At 64.8% G+C, this 16,909-nt stretch carries 14 protein-coding genes; 5 read left to right on the forward strand and 9 right to left on the reverse strand.

What is annotated here, in order from left to right; all coding sequences use genetic code 11:
• The first annotated feature begins 15 nt into the window (after positions 1 to 15).
• Positions 16 to 1,182, forward strand: coding sequence for an MFS transporter (locus PSEMO_RS22845; protein WP_075805222.1), 1,167 nt, complete (start codon positions 16 to 18; stop codon positions 1,180 to 1,182).
• Here PSEMO_RS22845 and PSEMO_RS22850 read toward each other — a convergent pair.
• Together PSEMO_RS22850 and PSEMO_RS22855 are read right to left on the reverse strand one after the other, a co-directional pair.
• Positions 1,138 to 1,539 carry a type II toxin-antitoxin system HicB family antitoxin gene (locus PSEMO_RS22850; protein WP_075805223.1) on the reverse strand — a complete coding sequence of 134 codons (402 nt, stop codon included), beginning with the start codon at positions 1,537 to 1,539 and terminating at the stop codon, positions 1,138 to 1,140. The genes PSEMO_RS22845 and PSEMO_RS22850 overlap by 45 nt on opposite strands.
• A gap of 217 nt (positions 1,540 to 1,756) precedes the next feature.
• Positions 1,757 to 2,239 carry a DUF2867 domain-containing protein gene (locus PSEMO_RS22855; RefSeq protein WP_075805224.1) on the reverse strand — a complete coding sequence of 161 codons (483 nt, stop codon included), beginning with the start codon at positions 2,237 to 2,239 and terminating at the stop codon, positions 1,757 to 1,759.
• A 321-nt stretch (positions 2,240 to 2,560) separates the two neighbouring features.
• On the opposite strand from PSEMO_RS22855, the gene ilvD reads away from it, so the two are divergent.
• Positions 2,561 to 4,402, forward strand: a complete 1,842-nt coding sequence (gene ilvD / locus PSEMO_RS22860; RefSeq protein WP_075805225.1) for a dihydroxy-acid dehydratase — start codon at positions 2,561 to 2,563, stop codon at positions 4,400 to 4,402.
• A gap of 164 nt (positions 4,403 to 4,566) precedes the next feature.
• On the opposite strand, the gene PSEMO_RS22865 is transcribed toward ilvD, so the two are convergent.
• The 4 genes from PSEMO_RS22865 to PSEMO_RS22880 form a co-directional block, all read right to left on the reverse strand.
• Complete coding sequence (locus PSEMO_RS22865) at positions 4,567 to 6,909, reverse strand: TonB-dependent siderophore receptor (RefSeq protein ID WP_372239134.1); 2,343 nt, start codon at positions 6,907 to 6,909, stop codon at positions 4,567 to 4,569.
• Positions 6,910 to 7,096: 187 nt separating this feature from the next.
• Complete coding sequence (locus tag PSEMO_RS22870; RefSeq protein WP_256721171.1) at positions 7,097 to 8,077, reverse strand: FecR family protein; 981 nt, start codon at positions 8,075 to 8,077, stop codon at positions 7,097 to 7,099.
• Positions 8,074 to 8,604, reverse strand: coding sequence for an RNA polymerase sigma factor (locus PSEMO_RS22875; RefSeq protein WP_075805227.1), 531 nt, complete (start codon positions 8,602 to 8,604; stop codon positions 8,074 to 8,076). The genes PSEMO_RS22870 and PSEMO_RS22875 overlap by 4 nt, the downstream gene beginning before the upstream one ends.
• A gap of 196 nt (positions 8,605 to 8,800) precedes the next feature.
• Complete coding sequence (locus tag PSEMO_RS22880; protein ID WP_075805228.1) at positions 8,801 to 9,856, reverse strand: phosphorylcholine phosphatase; 1,056 nt, start codon at positions 9,854 to 9,856, stop codon at positions 8,801 to 8,803.
• 244 nt (positions 9,857 to 10,100) lie between these two features.
• On the opposite strand from PSEMO_RS22880, the gene PSEMO_RS22885 reads away from it, so the two are divergent.
• Positions 10,101 to 11,489: an L-cystine transporter gene (locus tag PSEMO_RS22885; RefSeq protein ID WP_075805229.1), complete on the forward strand. Its 1,389-nt coding sequence runs from the start codon at positions 10,101 to 10,103 to the stop codon at positions 11,487 to 11,489.
• Between the two features lie 91 nt (positions 11,490 to 11,580).
• Here PSEMO_RS22885 and PSEMO_RS22890 read toward each other — a convergent pair whose 3' ends face one another.
• Positions 11,581 to 12,099 carry a dihydrofolate reductase gene (locus PSEMO_RS22890; protein ID WP_075805230.1) on the reverse strand — a complete coding sequence of 173 codons (519 nt, stop codon included), beginning with the start codon at positions 12,097 to 12,099 and terminating at the stop codon, positions 11,581 to 11,583.
• A gap of 66 nt (positions 12,100 to 12,165) precedes the next feature.
• Between PSEMO_RS22890 and PSEMO_RS22895 the strand changes: the two genes are divergently transcribed.
• Both PSEMO_RS22895 and PSEMO_RS22900 read left to right on the forward strand, forming a co-directional pair.
• Positions 12,166 to 13,545 carry a DUF2868 domain-containing protein gene (locus tag PSEMO_RS22895; protein ID WP_075805231.1) on the forward strand — a complete coding sequence of 460 codons (1,380 nt, stop codon included), beginning with the start codon at positions 12,166 to 12,168 and terminating at the stop codon, positions 13,543 to 13,545.
• Positions 13,538 to 14,902 carry a GTPase/DUF3482 domain-containing protein gene (locus PSEMO_RS22900; protein WP_075805232.1) on the forward strand — a complete coding sequence of 455 codons (1,365 nt, stop codon included), beginning with the start codon at positions 13,538 to 13,540 and terminating at the stop codon, positions 14,900 to 14,902. Before PSEMO_RS22895 ends, PSEMO_RS22900 begins: the two co-directional genes overlap by 8 nt.
• A gap of 176 nt (positions 14,903 to 15,078) precedes the next feature.
• Here PSEMO_RS22900 and PSEMO_RS22905 read toward each other — a convergent pair whose 3' ends face one another.
• Together PSEMO_RS22905 and PSEMO_RS22910 are read right to left on the reverse strand one after the other, a co-directional pair.
• A complete protein-coding gene (locus PSEMO_RS22905) occupies positions 15,079 to 15,627 on the reverse strand; it encodes a phosphonate degradation HD-domain oxygenase (protein ID WP_075805233.1) in 549 nt (182 codons plus the stop codon).
• Positions 15,624 to 16,751 carry a TIGR03364 family FAD-dependent oxidoreductase gene (locus PSEMO_RS22910; RefSeq protein WP_075805234.1) on the reverse strand — a complete coding sequence of 376 codons (1,128 nt, stop codon included), beginning with the start codon at positions 16,749 to 16,751 and terminating at the stop codon, positions 15,624 to 15,626. The genes PSEMO_RS22905 and PSEMO_RS22910 overlap by 4 nt, the downstream gene beginning before the upstream one ends.
• Positions 16,752 to 16,909: the final 158 nt, after the last annotated feature.

Here is a 16,909-nt window from a genome sequence, read left to right on the forward strand (position 1 = left end):
GTTTCCGGAGTCTCCATGCATCATGCTGTCATCGCATTCCTTCTTCTGCTGACGCTCCTTGGCGCCTTTCCTCTGGATGTCATCCTTCCTTCTTTTCCTGCGATCAGCGCCCATATGGCCGTGGATACCGCCCAGGTCGCCTTGTCGGTCAGTCTGTTCGCCCTCATGGTCACGATAGCGCAACTGATCGTCGGGCCACTTTCAGACCAGGTGGGGCGCCGTCGCCTGTTGTTGGCGGGATTGGCGCTGTCCATCGCTGGCGCGATCGGCTGCACGCTGACCGCGGATTACCCGAGTTTCCTGGCGTTCCGCATGCTGCAAGCACTGGGATGTGGCTGCTTCGTGCTGTCGCAAGCGCTGATTCAGGACCTGTTCAGTGCCCGGCAGAGGAATGGCTTGAGGATTCTGCTCACCACAGCCAGCGGGCTGTTCATCTCGATATCGCCGCTGCTGGGGAGCTGGTTGCAAAGCGGCTTCGGTTGGCAGGCCAGTTTTGTCGCCTTCGCGATGCTGGCGGGGCTGGTCTGGGTGATGTGCCTGTCGATGCTGCCCAAGGACCACCGACCGATGGGCATTCGAACAGGTCTGATCGAGGCCTACGGTCCGTTGCTCCGCGACCGTTCGTTTCTCCGCCTGGGCGCTCTCGCCTCCGTGGCCTTTTCCTGCCATTTCGCATTCATCGTGATTTCGCCACTGATGTTCATGGAGCGGCTTGGGTTGTCGCCGGAGCGTTTCGGGGAGTTCTTTCTGCTTTTCGGTCTGGCTTACCTGGCCGCCGGGCTGTTGGCGCAAAGGCTGGACAAGTACCTGAGGCCGTTGCAGCAGATTGGGCTGGGGCTTGTGTTGATAGCGCTGGCGGGGGCGATGCTGGTTTTCCAATGGCAGGAACTGACGCCCTTGCGGTTTCTCATTCCAGTCATTGTAGGGACGACAGGTACGACGCTGGTTCGTCCGGCGGCGACCAGCTCTGCGCTGGCGTTGCATCCGGACCGGGCTGGGACGGCAGCGGCGCTGCTCAGTACGCTGGTGTTTGCGGCGGGGGCGCTTGCCAGTGCCGCAATTACCTTGTTCAGCGAGCAATTACCCGGAAGTCTGGGCGCTGGCTTCCTGATTCTCGCCGCTGCCGGAGCACTGCTTTTAGCGCCCCAGTTTCTCCATCGCCGCATCGGCAAGGAAGGATGAACGGCTCTTCACATTGTGATCGCGGACATAACGGTCAATCCGTTGGATCACAAAACCCGGCAAGGTGACATTGACCTTCTCGGTCTTACCCAGATAAGGAGTGATATCGATTTCCAGCATTCCCCAACCCATTCCGGCGAAGTCAGGATTGCTCCGGTGAACGGCAGTTCTGGTGGGCATGGGGATGGGCTCACCGTTGCCAGCGATCTCTTCGAGCATGATGTGAGCGACTTCGATTGCGGCAGCGTAGGCTTCCTCGAAGTTGTCGCCAGCGGTGACTGCTCCGGGGATGTCGGGGATCTGGATTCCGGTGGCGGTGTTGTCGTAGCCCCATTCGATGCAGATTGGGTAGTGCATGGTCGGCTCCTGGCTTTTGGCGCGAGGGAGTTGACCTTATCCCCGGCTCCTCGGGAGAGCCTTGAGAAAGATGTGTCTGGAGTTATCCACACACCGAGCGAAAGGACGGCGTGGACCCTGTGGGAGCTGGCTTGCCAGCGATTGCGATAGTGAATTCACCAAAGTCATCGCTGGCAAGCCAGCTCCCACAGGGTCGGTGTACATCTGAACAGACGCGTTACAGACCACCCAGCATCGACTTCACCACCCGCCGATGCAGCGGCAGGATCAGGCGCATATACACCCGCCCCAGCAAATTATGCGGCTCGACGATGGAGGTCAGGCTGAGCTGGTTGTTCGGGTCCAGGTGCACCGAGATCAGCACATCCAGGTGACTGTCCTTCAGCGACAACACCAGCTCCCGGTCCGTCACCGCGGCAATCTGGAAGAAATCCAGCTGCTCCCCCACCCGCGGGGTCTTCTGCTCGCGCAGGTTGAAACCAGCCACCGGCTTGAGCCCGAACGGGCGCACCATCAGGTCGCGAATCCGCAAGGCACGGTTGATCCAGCCCGGCACCGCGCGACTCATGCGCTGGTAGGCATCGAGGGCGGTGAGGCTCTGTTCCGGGGTGACGCGGCGGGCGAAACAGTCGAAGAACCAGGCCGTGGTTGAGAGCATGCGCAACACGCTGCTGGCGGGCACATCGGCTGGGTGGACCATATTTCCTCCGTGAAAAAGGTCGTCAGGATGACGAAGGCGCCCACGGTAGCGCTCTAGCTCGCGGAAAGCGAGCCCGTCGGCAAAATCGTGAGCACGCGAACCAACTGTCCATTGCGCCGTTCCTTCCGCTCGCCAGCGGTGTAGAATCGGCCTATTCATCGCCAGTCATCCCCCGGCGGGTTTATGAGCTCTGGCCAAGCGTGCGGCGATCCCGCGACGTCTTTGGCCTCATCCGTACCAGCGGCCACCTGCCTTCCGGTACCAAGGACAAGAGAAGCTCACTCCCCTTTCTGTTACCTGATGAGCCGCCAGGAGTGCTTCATGCCTGATTATCGTTCCAAAACGTCCACCCACGGCCGCAACATGGCCGGTGCCCGCGCGCTGTGGCGCGCCACCGGTATGAAGGACGAGGATTTCAAGAAGCCGATCATCGCCATCGCCAACTCCTTCACCCAGTTCGTCCCGGGCCACGTGCACCTGAAGGACCTGGGCCAGCTGGTCGCCCGCGAAGTCGAACGCGCCGGCGGCGTGGCCAAGGAGTTCAACACCATCGCGGTGGATGACGGCATCGCCATGGGTCACGACGGCATGCTCTATTCGCTGCCAAGCCGCGAGATCATCGCCGACTCCGTCGAGTACATGGTCAACGCCCACTGCGCCGACGCCATCGTCTGCATCTCCAACTGCGACAAGATCACCCCCGGCATGCTGATGGCCGCCCTGCGCCTGAACATCCCGGTGATCTTCGTGTCCGGCGGCCCGATGGAAGCCGGCAAGACCAAGCTGGCCAGCCACGGCCTGGACCTGGTCGACGCCATGGTCATCGCCGCCGACTCCACCGCCAGCGACGAGAAAGTCGCCGAGTACGAGCGCAGTGCCTGCCCGACCTGCGGTTCCTGCTCCGGCATGTTCACCGCCAACTCGATGAACTGCCTGACCGAAGCCCTGGGCCTGTCCCTGCCGGGCAACGGTTCGACCCTGGCGACCCACTCCGACCGCGAGCAGCTGTTCCTCACCGCCGGCCGTACCATCGTCGAGCTGTGCAAGCGCTACTACGGCGAGAACGACGAGAGCGTGCTGCCGCGCAGCATCGCCAGCTTCAAGGCGTTCGAGAACGCCATGACCCTGGACATCGCCATGGGCGGTTCGACCAACACCATCCTGCACCTGCTGGCCGCCGCCCAGGAAGCCGAGCTGGCCTTCGACCTGCGCGACATCGATCGCCTGTCGCGCAAGGTGCCGCAGCTGTGCAAGGTGGCGCCGAACATCCAGAAGTACCACATGGAAGACGTCCACCGCGCCGGCGGCATCATCAGCATCCTCGGTTCGCTGGCCCGTGGCGGCCTGCTGCACACCGACGTGCCGACCGTGCACTCGGCGAGCCTGGAAGAAGCCATCGCCAAGTGGGACATCACCCAGACCGACGACGAAGCGGTGCACCACTTCTTCAAGGCAGGCCCGGCCGGTATCCCGACCCAGACCGCCTTCAGCCAGTCGACCCGCTGGGACACCCTGGACGACGACCGTGAAAACGGCTGCATCCGCAGTGTCGAGCATGCCTACTCGCAAGAGGGCGGCCTGGCCGTGCTGTACGGCAACATCGCCCTCGACGGCTGCGTGGTAAAAACCGCCGGTGTCGACGAGTCGATCCATGTGTTCGAAGGCAACGCGAAGATCTTCGAGTCGCAGGACAGCGCCGTGCGCGGCATCCTCGCCGACGAAGTGAAGGAAGGCGATATCGTCATCATTCGCTACGAAGGTCCGAAAGGCGGCCCGGGCATGCAGGAAATGCTGTACCCGACCTCGTACCTGAAGTCCAAGGGCCTGGGTAAAGCCTGTGCCCTGCTGACCGACGGCCGCTTCTCCGGCGGCACCTCGGGCCTGTCCATCGGCCACGCTTCGCCGGAAGCCGCTGCCGGCGGTGCCATCGGCCTGGTGCAGGACGGCGACAAGGTGCTGATCGACATCCCGAACCGGGCGATCAACCTGCTGGTCAGCGATGAAGAACTGGCGGCACGTCGCATCGTGCAGGACCAGAAGGGCTGGAAACCGGTGGAACAGCGTCCGCGCAAGGTGACCACCGCGCTGAAGGCCTATGCCCTGCTGGCGACCAGTGCCGACAAGGGCGCCGTGCGTAACAAGGCGCTGCTTGACGGGCTGTGAGTGGTAGATAGGGAATGAAAAAACCGGCGCCTGGAGCGCCGGTTTTTTTATGGAAATTGTTTATTGGTCTTCAGGGCCTCATCGCCGGCAACGCCGGCTCCCACAAGGTTGGCGGTGCATGCGAAACCTGTGGGAGCCGGCGTTGCCGGCGATGGGGCCATCACTCAGTAACTGGCCCGCACGGTGAAGGTGAAATTGCGCGGCTCGCCATAGAAGTTCGAGCCCCACGGGCTATCCACGCGCTCGTAGTACTTGCGGTCGAACAGGTTGTTGCCGGTCAGCTTCAGCGAGACGTTCTTGTTCACCTTGTAGCCGATCTGCGCCGAGGTCGTCGCATAGCCGCCCTGCTCGAAGTCGACGTTGCGACGGTAATAAGTGGCACTCACCGCCCGCACACCGCCGCCAACACTGAAGTCCTGCAGTGGTCCATCGCTGAACTGGTAGTCGGTCCACAGGTTGAAGTTGTGCTTCGGCGTGATGGTGCTGTAGGTGCTGCCATCCTCCGCGCCGTTCAGCGAGCGGGTCATGGTGTAGGCATAACCGGTCACCACGCTCCAGTTATCGGTCAGGTTGCCGCTCAGCTCGGTTTCCCAGCCCTGGCTGCGCACCTTGCCCTGGGCCCGGTAGTACTGCCCGCCAGACACCAGCTCGGCACGGTTTTCATCGTAGATGCGGAACATCGCCAGGCTGCCGTTCAGGCGCCCGTCGAGGAATTCACGCTTCAGGCCCAGTTCGTACTGCTCGCCCTCACGCGGGGCAATGACGCTGCCGCTGGCGTCGATATCGGTCTGCGGCTTGAACACCTTGGTGTAGCTGGCATAGGCCGACAGCTCCGGGGTCAGCTTGTAGACCAGCGCGCCATAAGGGATGAACTTGCGGTTGATATCGGTCTCGGTTTCGCCGAACTGGTTGAAGTAGGCGTTGGCGTTCTTGCCCTCGCTTTCGAACCAGGTCACCCGGCTGCCGAGGATCACGTCCAGCGCATCGGTGGCGGCGATCTTCGCCCGGCCATAGATGCCGTACTGCCGGGAAGTGGACCAGGTGCCGTTGTCCATGGCGAACTCGCGCTTGGGAATGTCGATGCTGCCCGGATCGAACACATTGATCGGGAAGTACTCGCCACCGCCGTAGGTGAAGTCCTTGTTCAGGTGCTGGTACTCGGCGCCCGCGGTGAATTCGTGGGTGCGCCCGAAGGCTTCCACCGGCAGGGTGACGAAGCTGTCCAGGCCCAGGCTCTTGATATGGGTGTAGTAGGAATACGCCACCGCCCAGCTGTCGCCGGTAGCCGGGTCCACCGCATCGTCGGACCAGGTGAAGTTGCGCGTCGGCGTCTCCGCATCGCGGTAGGTCAGCGAGGTCTTGAACTGGCCACCGTTGTCCAGGGCATGGTCAACCTCGGCGAAACCTTCCCAGACACGCTCGTCCAGCTCGTTCCACTTGGCGTCGACGAAGGTCGAGCGGCTGACGTCGAGCAGCTTGCCGTCGGCATAGGCCGGCAGGCCGAACGCCGGGGTCGAACGGTTCTTCTGGTAGGTGCCGCCCAGGGACAGGGTGGTGGACGGGGTGATGTCGTATTCCAGGCGGCCATAGATCGTCGGCCGCTCGTTCTGCGCGTAATCGACCCAGGACTGGTTGTCTTCATAGGCGGTGACGAAACGCCCGCGCAGGCTGCCGTCGGCATTCAGCGGACCGGTGACGTCGATGCTGGAGTGATAGTTGTCCCACGAGCCCACCGAGAACTCGCCATTCAGGCCGAAGGTGCCGAGGGCCCGCTTGCGCACCACGTTGATGGTCCCGCCGGGCTCGCCGGAGCCCTGGTACAGGCCGCTCGGACCACGCAGCACTTCGACGCGGTCGTAGATCGCCAGGTCGAAACTGGTGGCCAGGTCGCCCTGGCCGGTGGCTTGCGAAACACCGTCGACCTGCACCTGATCGACCAGGAAGCCGCGCATGTACACGTCGTTCAGGCTGGAACCGGAGTTGTAGGACTTGATGGTGACCCCGGTCACCTGGCGCATGGCGTCCTGCAGGTTGTTCATGTTCTGGTCGTTCATGCGCTGGCGGGTGACCACCGAGACCGATTGCGGGATGTCCTTGAGCTTCTGCTCGCCCTTGCCGATGGTCACCGCGCCGGTGGTGTAGGAATGGCTGTTCTCGGTGGTGGCGCCGAGCAGGTCGGAGTTGATCCGGGTGGCACCGAGTTGCAGGGCTTCGTCACCGCTGACGCGCTTTTCCAGGGTCACGCTGTCGCCATCGATATAGCTGGCGGACAGTCCGGTGCCCGCCAGCAGCCGGCCGAGTGCCTCGCCCTGTGGATAACTGCCACTCAGGCCCGGCGAGCGCAGACCCTGGGTGACTTCCGAGGTGACCAGCACCTGCACCCGGGTCACCGCGCTGAAGGCCGCCAGCGCACCATCGAGGGATTGCGCCGGGATATCGAAGCGATAAACCTCGGCCCGGGCTTCGCTGGCGGCCAGGGCCGGCAGGGTGAAGGTCCCGCAGCCCATGGCGATGGCCAGGCCGAGCAGGGTCGGCAGATGGCGCCGGGTGGTGGTGTGTGGCATCGGTGAAGCTCCCCCAAATCGTCGAAGTCGTTGAGCGGCGCCGCACTATCTGAGAGTGCTTGCTATTCGCGCCTACGAGTTCAAGGACGACGGGATTTGGGGAAACCCTGAAACTTTTTGAAAATTTTCTTCAGCCTTCGCGCAGCACCCGCAGATAGGGGGTGTACTGCTCGGCGCTGAGGCCGAGGGTGTGCTTGAGGGCCTTGAGCACGGCGTCGGGCTTGTCGATTTCGAACACGCCGGAGACCTTGCGCTGACGCAGGGCTTCGCCGAGGACCAGGGTCTGGCCCGGCCAGTAGCGATTCAGTTCGTCCACCACCTCGGCCAGCGGCTGCTGGCGGAACACCAGCTGGCGCTGGCGCCAGGCGAACTCGGCGGCGCCGTCGAAGGGGCTGACCGCGCCCAGCCGGTCGTCGCGGTAATCGACGCCACGCCCCGGCTCCAGCAGCACGCTCGCCTCACCGCCAGCACTGACCTGGACCTTGCCCTGGGCCACCCGCACCCGGGTCAGGTCGCCTTGGCGGGAGACACTGAAACGGGTGCCGACCACCTTGACCCAGCCGTCACCGGAGCGGATCACGAAGGGCCGCGCCGCATCGGCGCTGACCTCGAACCAGGCTTCGCCGCGCAGCAGTTGCACGCGGCGCTCGTTCGGGCCGAGATCGAGACTGATGGCGGTATCGGTATTCAGCTCGACCTTCGAACCATCGGCCAGGTCCAGGCTACGCGCCTCGCCGGTCGCAGTGGCGTAATCGGCGCGCCAGCGATCCGGCCAGGGTGTAGCGAAGGTGAACAGTCCCACCGCCAGCAGCACCGCCGCCGCACTGGCCCAGACCCGCAGCTTCGGCCTGCGCCAGCGCGCGCGATCGGCCTCACGCACTTGCCGGGCCGGCTCGCGCAGGGCGCCGAGCAGCGCCAGCACTTCATCCCAGGCCTGCGCCTGGGCCGGGCCAAGCGCCAGCCAGGCGGTGAAATCCTCGCGCTCCCGGGCCGTCACGTCCTCGGCCTGCAGGCGGTAGTACCAGCCACTGGCCTCGTCGAACAGCGTATCGGCATCGGGGATGTCGGGGTGGGTCATGCGGGTATCCATGGCGACGGCAGGCTCGATCATCGGGCCTCCGGCGTGTCGTTGAGCAGGCGGGCCTTGATGTAGGCCCGGCAATCCACCAGGGCGCGGCGCAGTTGGTACTCGACGCTGCGCGGAGTGATCTGCAGGCGTTCGCCGATCTCCCGGTAGGACAATTCGTCGACATGATAGAGCAGGAAGATGTGCCGGGTCGCCTCGGGCAGGGCTTCGATGGCGGCCTGCATCAAGCGTTGTTCCTGCTGGTTGGCGAGTTGTTCCTCGGCGCCGGGGGCGCTGCACGGCAGGTCTTCGCTGGGCTCGCCGGCGTCCAGGCGTTCGCGGCGGATCACCTGGCGCTGGTGATCGCGGACCAGGTTGCTGGCGATGGTGAAGAGAAAGGCCGGCAGGTTGTCGATCTTCTTGTCGGCGGGCAGCCGCGCCAGACGCAGGAAGGATTCCTGGGTCAGGTCCGCAGCCACCTGGCTATTGCCGGTGCGCCGCGCGACAAAGGCTTCCAGTGCTTTCTTCTGCTCGGCGAACAAGCGGGCGATCTGCGTATTCCACGAAGACACGGGCACTTCCTGGCGGGGTCTCAAGAGGTGCGCACGCTAGCAGAAGATAAGAGTTATTCGCAATTGGTATTGTTTTGTGTTGCTCTTGAGGGCCTCATCGCTGGCAAGTCGGGGCGCCGAACCGCAGCTCCCACAGGTTTCGCGGTGCACCCGGTCCCTGTGGGAGCTGGCTTGCCAGCGATGAGGCCCCTGAGAACTACTGGATTTCTTCCGGCGTCACCACCACCCAATTCTTGTCCGCCGTCACCGGCAATCCTTCCTTGGCCTGGGCTGCCGCATTTTTCGCAATCATCCCGTTGAGCTTGTCCATGTACTTGGCCTTGCGGTTTATCCACAGGTGGATCCCGCCCTTGGACACGTCGACACCATGGAACAGCATGTAGCCATCACTGTCCGGCGTATCCCCGCCCACCAGCACCGGTTTCTTCCATTCATCGATATAAGTGAGGATGGCCGCTTGCTTGCCGGCCATCCAGGTCGCCGGGGTCCACAGGTAGGGGGTCAGTTCCAGGCCCAGGTTGGCCGCCGGGTCATAGTGCCCGGCGCTGATCTGCTTGCGCGCGGTGGTCAGGGCGCCGCTGCTGCGGTCCTTGAGCAGCAGGCTGACGCCGATGACGTTCTGCGGCTTGACGTTGTAGCCGTACTTCGGATCGGAGGCGACCATGCGCACCAGCTCTTCCGAGGCGGCGGTCATCACGTAGACCTCGATGCCGTTCTCCATCAGCTTGTTGTACAGCTCGGTCTGCCCGGTGAAGACCCTGGGCGGGTTGACCTCGATGGCCTTGACCTGGTCCCCGTCGAAATAGGTGCTCGGCACCGGTTTGCCCGAGGCCATCAGCTCGTCGACGTAGCCTTTCAGTTCCTTGAGGGTGAACCCGGAGAACACCTGCGCCACCCACGGGTAGCAGACCATGTCGTCGACTTCGCAGAGGCGGTAGTAGTAGCTGAACAGGCTTTCCTTGTGCTCGGCGGTGTCCTTGAAGGGCATCAGCTTGAGCGACGGGTCGAGCTTGTCGCGGGTCAGCACGCCCTTGTTTTCCAGGAAGGGCAACAACGATTCTTCGAGGTCGAAGCGGTAGCTGGTGTTGTCCATGTCGAACACCGCGTAGTTACCCTTGTGGGCATTGGCGGCGATCATCGTGTCGAGCTGCTTCGCGGCCTCGGCGGGCCAGTGCTTGAGTTCCACGGCCTGGGCTTGCCAACTGAGCAGCGCGGCCAGCCCGGCAGCGAGGAATTTCGGAGCGAACGTCATGGGCGGTTCTCCTGGAAGATGAACGTCCCACCCTAAGCACTCGGCCCCGGCCGCTCCGCTCTGAGGGCGACGCCGACAAGCCCTGCGAACGGCAACCACATACCTGAAAGCGACCCGCGTTTATTCCAGAAACGACATAGCTAATTCCATAACGATATAAAGTCGTTTGTTTTCAGACTGTTAGCATTTTCGATTGAGTAACCGCCCGCAGAGGCGGTGTGCGTCGTTTTCTTCTGGAGCTTCAATGAACCTGCCGCTGTTTCTCAACCTGCTGGTGTTCCTGGCGTTGCTGCTGGGCCTGGCCAAACTCAACTCGGGCTGGAGCCTGGCGAAGAAGGTGCTGGTCGGCCTGGTCCTCGGGGTGCTGTTCGGCCTGGCCCTGCACACGATCTACGGCGCCGGCACCCCGATCCTGAAAGCCACCATCGGCTGGCTGGACCTGGTCGGCATCGGCTATGTGCAGCTGTTGCAGATGATCGTCATGCCACTGATCTTCGTCTCGATCCTCTCCGCCGTGGCGCGCCTGCACAACGCCTCGTCGCTGGGGCGGATCAGCGTGCTGACCATCGGCACCCTGCTGTTCACCACGGCCATCGCTGCGCTGATCGGCATCGTCCTGACCAACCTGTTCGGCCTCAGCGCCGAAGGCCTGGTCGCCGGTACCCAGGAAACCGCGCGGCTGGCGACGATCCAGAGCGACTACGCCGGCAAGGTCGCCGACCTGAACATCCCGCAACTGCTGCTCTCGTTCCTGCCGAACAACCCGGTGGGCGACCTGGCCCGGGCCAAGCCGACCTCGATCATCAGTGTGGTGATCTTCGCCGCCTTCCTCGGCGTCGCCGCCCTGCAACTGCTCAAGGACGATGCCGAGAAGGGCAACCGCGCCCTCGCGGCCATCGACACCCTGCAAGCCTGGGTCACCCGCCTGGTGCGCCTGGTGATGAAGCTCACGCCGTATGGCGTACTGGCGCTGATGACCAAGGTGGTCGCCAGTTCCAACCTCGACGACATCATCAAGCTGGGCAGTTTCGTGGTGGTGTCCTATATCGGCCTGGCGCTGATGTTCGGCGTGCATGGCGTGCTGCTGGGGCTGGCCGGGGTCAACCCGCTGCGCTTCGCACGCAAGGTCTGGCCGGTGCTGACCTTCGCCTTCACCAGCCGCTCCAGTGCGGCGAGCATTCCGCTGAGCATCGAGGCGCAGACCCGGCGTCTGGGTGTACCGCAGGCGATCGCCAGCTTTGCCGCGTCGTTCGGTGCGACCATCGGGCAGAACGGCTGTGCCGGGCTGTATCCGGCGATGCTGGCGGTGATGGTTGCGCCGGCGGTGGGGATCGACCCGCTGGATCCGCTGTGGATCGCCACGCTGGTGGCGGTGGTGACCCTGAGTTCGGCCGGGGTGGCCGGAGTGGGTGGCGGAGCGACCTTCGCGGCGCTGATCGTGCTGCCGGCCATGGGCTTGCCGGTGGAACTGGTGGCGCTGCTGATCTCGGTGGAGCCGCTGATCGATATGGGCCGCACGGCGCTGAATGTCAGTGGGGCGATGACGGCGGGGACCATTACCAGCCAGATGCTGGGGCAGACCGACAAGGCTGTTTTAGCTGGGGATGAGCAGGTTCAGCTGAGTCATTCGTAGGCCTCGAGGGCCCTATCGCTGGCAAGCCAGCTCCCACAGGGACCGCGTGCACCGCGAAACCTGTGGGAGCTGGCTTGCCAGCGATGAGGCCCTAGATCTGTTCCCAGACCTCGAAGTGATAAACCGGCTTCCCTTCCTCCACCGGCCCCTGCTGGCTCGATACCTTCTTCCAGACGCCCTCGTCCACCTCAGGGAACCACGCATCCCCCTCCGGATTCATCTCCACCCGGGTCAGGTACAACCGATCCACCAGCCCCTTCTCCAGCCCCTGCGCATACAACTGCGCGCCACCGATCAGCATCAGCTCGTCGACGCCCTGCTCCCGCGCCCACGCATCGGCGCGGACAATCGCCTCTTCCAGCGAAGCGAACACCTCGGCGCCTTCCAGTTGCAACCCCGGCTGGCGACTGACCACCAGGTTCAACCGCCCCGGCAGCGGCCGCCCCAGGGAGTCCCAGGTCTTGCGCCCCATGATGATCGGCTTGCCCAGGGTGGTGGCCTTGAAATACTTGAAATCCCCCGGCAGGTGCCAGGGCATGCGGTTGTCGAGGCCGATGACGCGGTTCTCGGCGAGAGCCACGATCAGGCTGAGGGGGAGTGATGTATTCATGCTGGCGAGGATAGCAAAGGACGCCTGGGTTATGCTTCCCCGGTGAATGGTTCAAGGAAGCTGTACGTGACTGGACTGACCGATCTGGACAAACGCTGGCTGACCGAAGCGGTACGCCTGCGCGAAGAACATACCGGCCCCCTCGACGACCAGGAAGCCAACCGCCGCGCCCGCCAGCAAGGCGGAGACCTGGCCCAGCGCATCGAGACCCGCGCCCTGTGGCTGGCCGAACGCGATGGCCTGCGCCAGGCACTGGAGCACTACAAGCGCGGCGCGCGCCTGGCCTTGCTGGCGCTGCTGGTGCTGGCCGTGGTCAGCGGCAGCGGGCTGGCCTTCGCCGCCCTCGGCGACGGGCAGCGCCCGGTCAATGTGTTCTGGGCCCTGGGCAGCCTGCTCGGGCTCAACCTGCTGTTGCTGCTGGGTTGGGCTGCCGGGTTTTTCCTGGCTGGCGAACAAGGCGCAAGCCTCGGGCGCCTGTGGCTGTGGCTCAGCGAAAAACTCGCCCGCGATGCCAAGGCCGCCCACCTCGCCCCTGCCTTGCTGGTCCTGCTGCAACGCCAGCGCCTGACCCGCTGGCTGCTCGGTGCGCTGGTGCATGGTTTGTGGTTGCTGGCGCTGGGCAGCGCGCTGGTACTGATGCTGATGCTGCTTTCAACCAGGCGCTACGGCTTCGTCTGGGAAACCACCCTGCTCCAGCCCGACACCTTCGTCAGCCTGACCCAGGCCCTCGGCGCCCTGCCGGCACTGCTCGGTTTCAGCACACCGGACGTGGCGATGATCCGCGCCAGCGGCGACAGCCTGCCGGCCCTGGACCTCAGCCGCCAGGCCTGGGCCGGCTGGCTGTTGGGTGTGCTGGTGGTCTACGGCATCCTCCCGCGCCTGATCCTCGCCGCCCTGTGCCAATGGCGCTGGCGCCAGGGCCGTGCGCGGCTGGCGCTGGACCTCAAGCTGCCCGGCTACAGCAGCCTGCGCGAAGCGCTGATGCCGAGCAGCGAACGCCTCGGCGTCAACGATGCCGCCCCCGAGCATTTGCCGCAGATCCAGCGCAGCCAGGACGATGTGCAGCACGAAGGCGCGCTGCTGGTGGGCCTGGAGCTGGACGATCAGCGTCCCTGGCCGCCCGCCCTGCCGGCCTCGGTCACCGATGCCGGTGTGCTCGACAGCCGCGAATCCCGCCGCCGTCTGCTCGACCAGCTCAGCCATTTCCCGCCAGCCCGCCTGGCGATTGCCTGCGACCCGCGCCGCTCGCCGGATCGCGGCAGCCTCGCGCTGCTCGCCGAACTGGCCCGTAGCGCTGCCGCCACGCGGATCTGGCTGATGCAACCACCTCCGGGCCAGGCCCTGGACGCCGAACGCCTTGGCGACTGGCACCAGGCGCTGGACCAACTGGGCCTGCCTCACGCCGACACCTCACCGCTGAACTGGCTGGAGCATGGACATGACTGATGCCCTGAAACTCGCCGTGGTCGGCCATACCAATGTCGGCAAGACCTCGCTGCTGCGCACCCTGACCCGGGATGTGGGTTTCGGCGAGGTGTCCCATCGCCCCAGCACCACCCGGCATGTCGAGGGCGCGCGATTGTCGGTGGACGGTCAGCCGCTGCTGGAGCTGTACGACACTCCCGGACTGGAAGATGCCATCGCCTTGCTCGACTACCTCGAACGCCTGGAGCGGCCGGGCGAGCGGCTCGATGGGCCGGCACGGCTGGAGCGTTTCCTGCAGAGCGCCGAGGCCCGCCAGCGCTTCGAACAGGAAGCCAAAGTGCTGCGCCAGTTGATGGCCAGCGATGCCGGGCTCTATGTGATCGATGCCCGCGAGCCGGTGCTGGCCAAGTACCGCGACGAACTGGAGGTTCTGGCCGGTTGCGGTAAGCCGCTGTTGCCGGTGCTCAACTTCGTCGCCAGCAGCGACCACCGCGAACCGGACTGGCGCGAGGCCCTGGCCCGCCTCGGCCTGCATGCGCTGGTACGTTTCGACAGCGTGGCGCCGCCGGAAGATGGCGAGCGGCGGCTGTACGAAAGCCTTGCACTGATGCTGGAAAACGCCCGTCCGGCGTTGCAGCGGCTGATCGATGACCAGCAGGCGCAGCGGCACGTTCGCCAGCACAGCGGCAAGCGCCTGATCGCCGAACTGCTGGTGGATTGCGCGGCGGCACGGCGCAGCGTGGTGGCGAAGCCGGAGGCAGAAGCGGCCGCCATCGCCGAACTGCGCGATGCCATTCGCCAGCGGGAGCAGCGTTGTGTCGAGGCGCTGCTCAAGCTCTATGCGTTTCGCCGTGAGGATGCCAATGCCGGGGACCTGCCGTTGCTCGACGGGCGCTGGGGCGATGACCTGTTCAATCCGGAAACCCTCAAGCTGCTGGGCATTCGCCTGGGTGGCGGGGCCATGGCCGGGGCGGCGGCGGGTGCCGGGATCGATCTGGCAGTGGGCGGGCTGACCCTCGGTGTCGCCGCACTGGCCGGGGCGATTGCCGGTGGTGCGCTGGGGACGGCGCGCAGCTATGGCTCGCGCTTGCTCGGCAAGTTGAAGGGGCAGCAGGAACTGACGGTGGATGATGCGGTACTGAGGTTGCTGGCGATGCGGCAGCGGCAGTTGCTGCAGGCGCTGGATAGCCGGGGGCATGCGGCGGTGAACCGGATCAGGCTGGACATGCCGCCGGACCAGACCTGGCGGGAAGGCAAGCTGCCGGCGGCCTTGAGCAAGGCGCGGGCGCATCCGCAGTGGTCTTCGCTGAATCCGGGGGCCAGGTTGAGCCAGGCCGAAAGGCTGGAGCAGATCGAGGGGCTGGTGCTGGAGATCTAGGTTGTTCTTTCGGGCCTCATCGCTGGCAAGCCAGCTCCCACAGGGTCCAGCGGTGCACGCGAGACCTGTAGCACTCAAGTCCACCCAAGAAATGCAACTGTCAAGATCCAGCGGTGCACGCGATACCTGTGGGAGCTGGCTTTCCAGCGATGAGGCCCGGAAGCTCACCAAAGAACTCAGGCCAGTAACGCCAAAGCCTTGGCCCTGAGCACCCCAAGATCCATCACCGGCACCCACTCCAGCTTCGCTTCCTCATCCCACACCCGCATGCGCAAACTCACCGCACACAACGGGTCCCGTTCAAAGGCATCGGCTTCCTCCTCGCTCATCACCCCGCCCTGGTACTCCAGGGTCCGCCGGCTGGCCTCGCTCAAACGCTCGAAGTACCCCGGCTGGCGCAGCACCAGATAACGCTTGGCCTCGACGTGGTACTCCACCAGCTTCGCCATGCGCTCGCCAAAGCCGCAGCGGCGCAGGCATTCGGCGCCGACGCGCTCGTGACTGACCACGCCATACCCACCCATATCCACACCCTCGCACAGGTGCCCGATATCGTGGAAAAACGCTGCCAGCACCACTTCATCGTCATAGCCCTCGGCCAGCGCCAGCCCGGCCGCCTGGGACATGTGCTCCAACTGGGACACCGGCTCACCGATGTAATCCTCGTCGCCATGCCGCTCATAGAGGGCGAACAGCCCGTCCACCACCTGCTCCGGCGTGCTCACAGGGCTTCACCCAGCAATCGCGCCACATGCCGCTCGGCCAGTGCCGGCCCGACGCTCATGCCGACGCCAGTGTGCATCAGCGCAGCGCTGATCCCGTCCGTCACCGGCAGCAACGAGAACGGTCCCGGCCCACCGGAGCCATACACGCCCTGCCAGCGCTCGACCACCTCGATACGCCCGCCAAGGGTGTGCTCGGCCAGTTCGATCATCCAATTGTCCACTTGCTCGGCATTGAACGGCGAGGCATCGCTGCCATAGCTGTGGGAGTCGCCGATGATCAGTTCGCCATGGGGCGTCGGGCTGATCAGCAGGTGAATGCCATGCTCCAGCAGATGCGGGCTGCTGGCTTCGACCCGTTCGCGCAGCGGCACAGCTTCCGGCAGGTCGGCGTAGGCGCCGTAGTGCAGGCAACTCAAGCCGGTGAGCAGGGAGTGTTGCAGGTCCAACTCGAAGCGCGGACGGGCGCGGAGCATTTGCAGGCGGCAGACCTGGGGCTGCAACGCGGCGATCGGCTCGGCGAGCAGGGTCTGGTAGTCGTGGCCGGAGCAGACCACGATCTGCTTGCCGCTGAAACTGCCAGCCGTGGTGTCGAGGCGACCCGGTTCGATGCCGCGCACCAGGGTGGAGAAGTGGAACTCTACGCCCATCTGTTCGCGCAGCCAGGTGATCAGGCTGGGCAGGGCTTCGCGGGAGAACACCTGCTGGTCGTCGAGGCCATGCAGGGCGGCGCGGTGATGGCTGAAACGGCCATTGTAGAGGGCGCGCAGTTCATCGCCTTCGAGCAGGCGCGCGGGGTAGCCGTGCTCCACCGCGCGGGAAGTGCAGAAGGCTTCCAGCAGGTCGCGCTCCAGGTCGTTGCGGGCCAGCAGCAGCGAGCCGTTGCGCTTGATGGAGAAGCCGGCGGTTTCGGCCCAGTGCGCCCATAGCGGGCGACTGGCGCGGGCGAGATCGAGCATGATGCCCGGCGGCTGGCCGCTGATCAGGGCCTGGCCGAAGTTACGCACCGAGGCGCCCAGCGGCGTGGCACTGCGTTCGAAGACCTTGACCCGCAGGCCACGGCGGGCAGCGGCATAGGCGTGGGAGAGGCCGAGGATGCCGGCGCCGACAATCAGGAAATCGGTCATTTCTGGTCCTGGTGTATGCAGGTTCAAAGAGCATCGCTGGCAAGCCAGCTCCCACAGGGTGGACTGCCCCCGAAAAGTTGGACAGCTTTAGCCAGCGGCCTGAGCCCTGTAATCGACGGGGCTTAGGCCATTTAGCCTCAGCTTGATGCGGTCATGGT

The organism is Pseudomonas putida (assembly GCF_001941965.1).
GTDB classification, from domain to species: domain Bacteria; phylum Pseudomonadota; class Gammaproteobacteria; order Pseudomonadales; family Pseudomonadaceae; genus Aquipseudomonas; species Aquipseudomonas putida_L.

Coding starts and splice junctions, on each gene's coding strand:
- PSEMO_RS22845 (WP_075805222.1), top strand. CDS start 16: ATGCATCATGCTGTCATCGCATTCCTTCTTCTGCTGACGCTCCTTGGC.
- PSEMO_RS22850 (WP_075805223.1), bottom strand. CDS start 1,539: ATGCACTACCCAATCTGCATCGAATGGGGCTACGACAACACCGCCACC.
- PSEMO_RS22855 (WP_075805224.1), bottom strand. CDS start 2,239: ATGGTCCACCCAGCCGATGTGCCCGCCAGCAGCGTGTTGCGCATGCTC.
- ilvD (WP_075805225.1), top strand. CDS start 2,561: ATGCCTGATTATCGTTCCAAAACGTCCACCCACGGCCGCAACATGGCC.
- PSEMO_RS22865 (WP_372239134.1), bottom strand. CDS start 6,909: ATGGGCTGCGGGACCTTCACCCTGCCGGCCCTGGCCGCCAGCGAAGCC.
- PSEMO_RS22870 (WP_256721171.1), bottom strand. CDS start 8,077: ATGATCGAGCCTGCCGTCGCCATGGATACCCGCATGACCCACCCCGAC.
- PSEMO_RS22880 (WP_075805228.1), bottom strand. CDS start 9,856: ATGACGTTCGCTCCGAAATTCCTCGCTGCCGGGCTGGCCGCGCTGCTC.
- PSEMO_RS22885 (WP_075805229.1), top strand. CDS start 10,101: ATGAACCTGCCGCTGTTTCTCAACCTGCTGGTGTTCCTGGCGTTGCTG.
- PSEMO_RS22890 (WP_075805230.1), bottom strand. CDS start 12,099: ATGAATACATCACTCCCCCTCAGCCTGATCGTGGCTCTCGCCGAGAAC.
- PSEMO_RS22900 (WP_075805232.1), top strand. CDS start 13,538: ATGACTGATGCCCTGAAACTCGCCGTGGTCGGCCATACCAATGTCGGC.
- PSEMO_RS22910 (WP_075805234.1), bottom strand. CDS start 16,751: ATGACCGATTTCCTGATTGTCGGCGCCGGCATCCTCGGCCTCTCCCAC.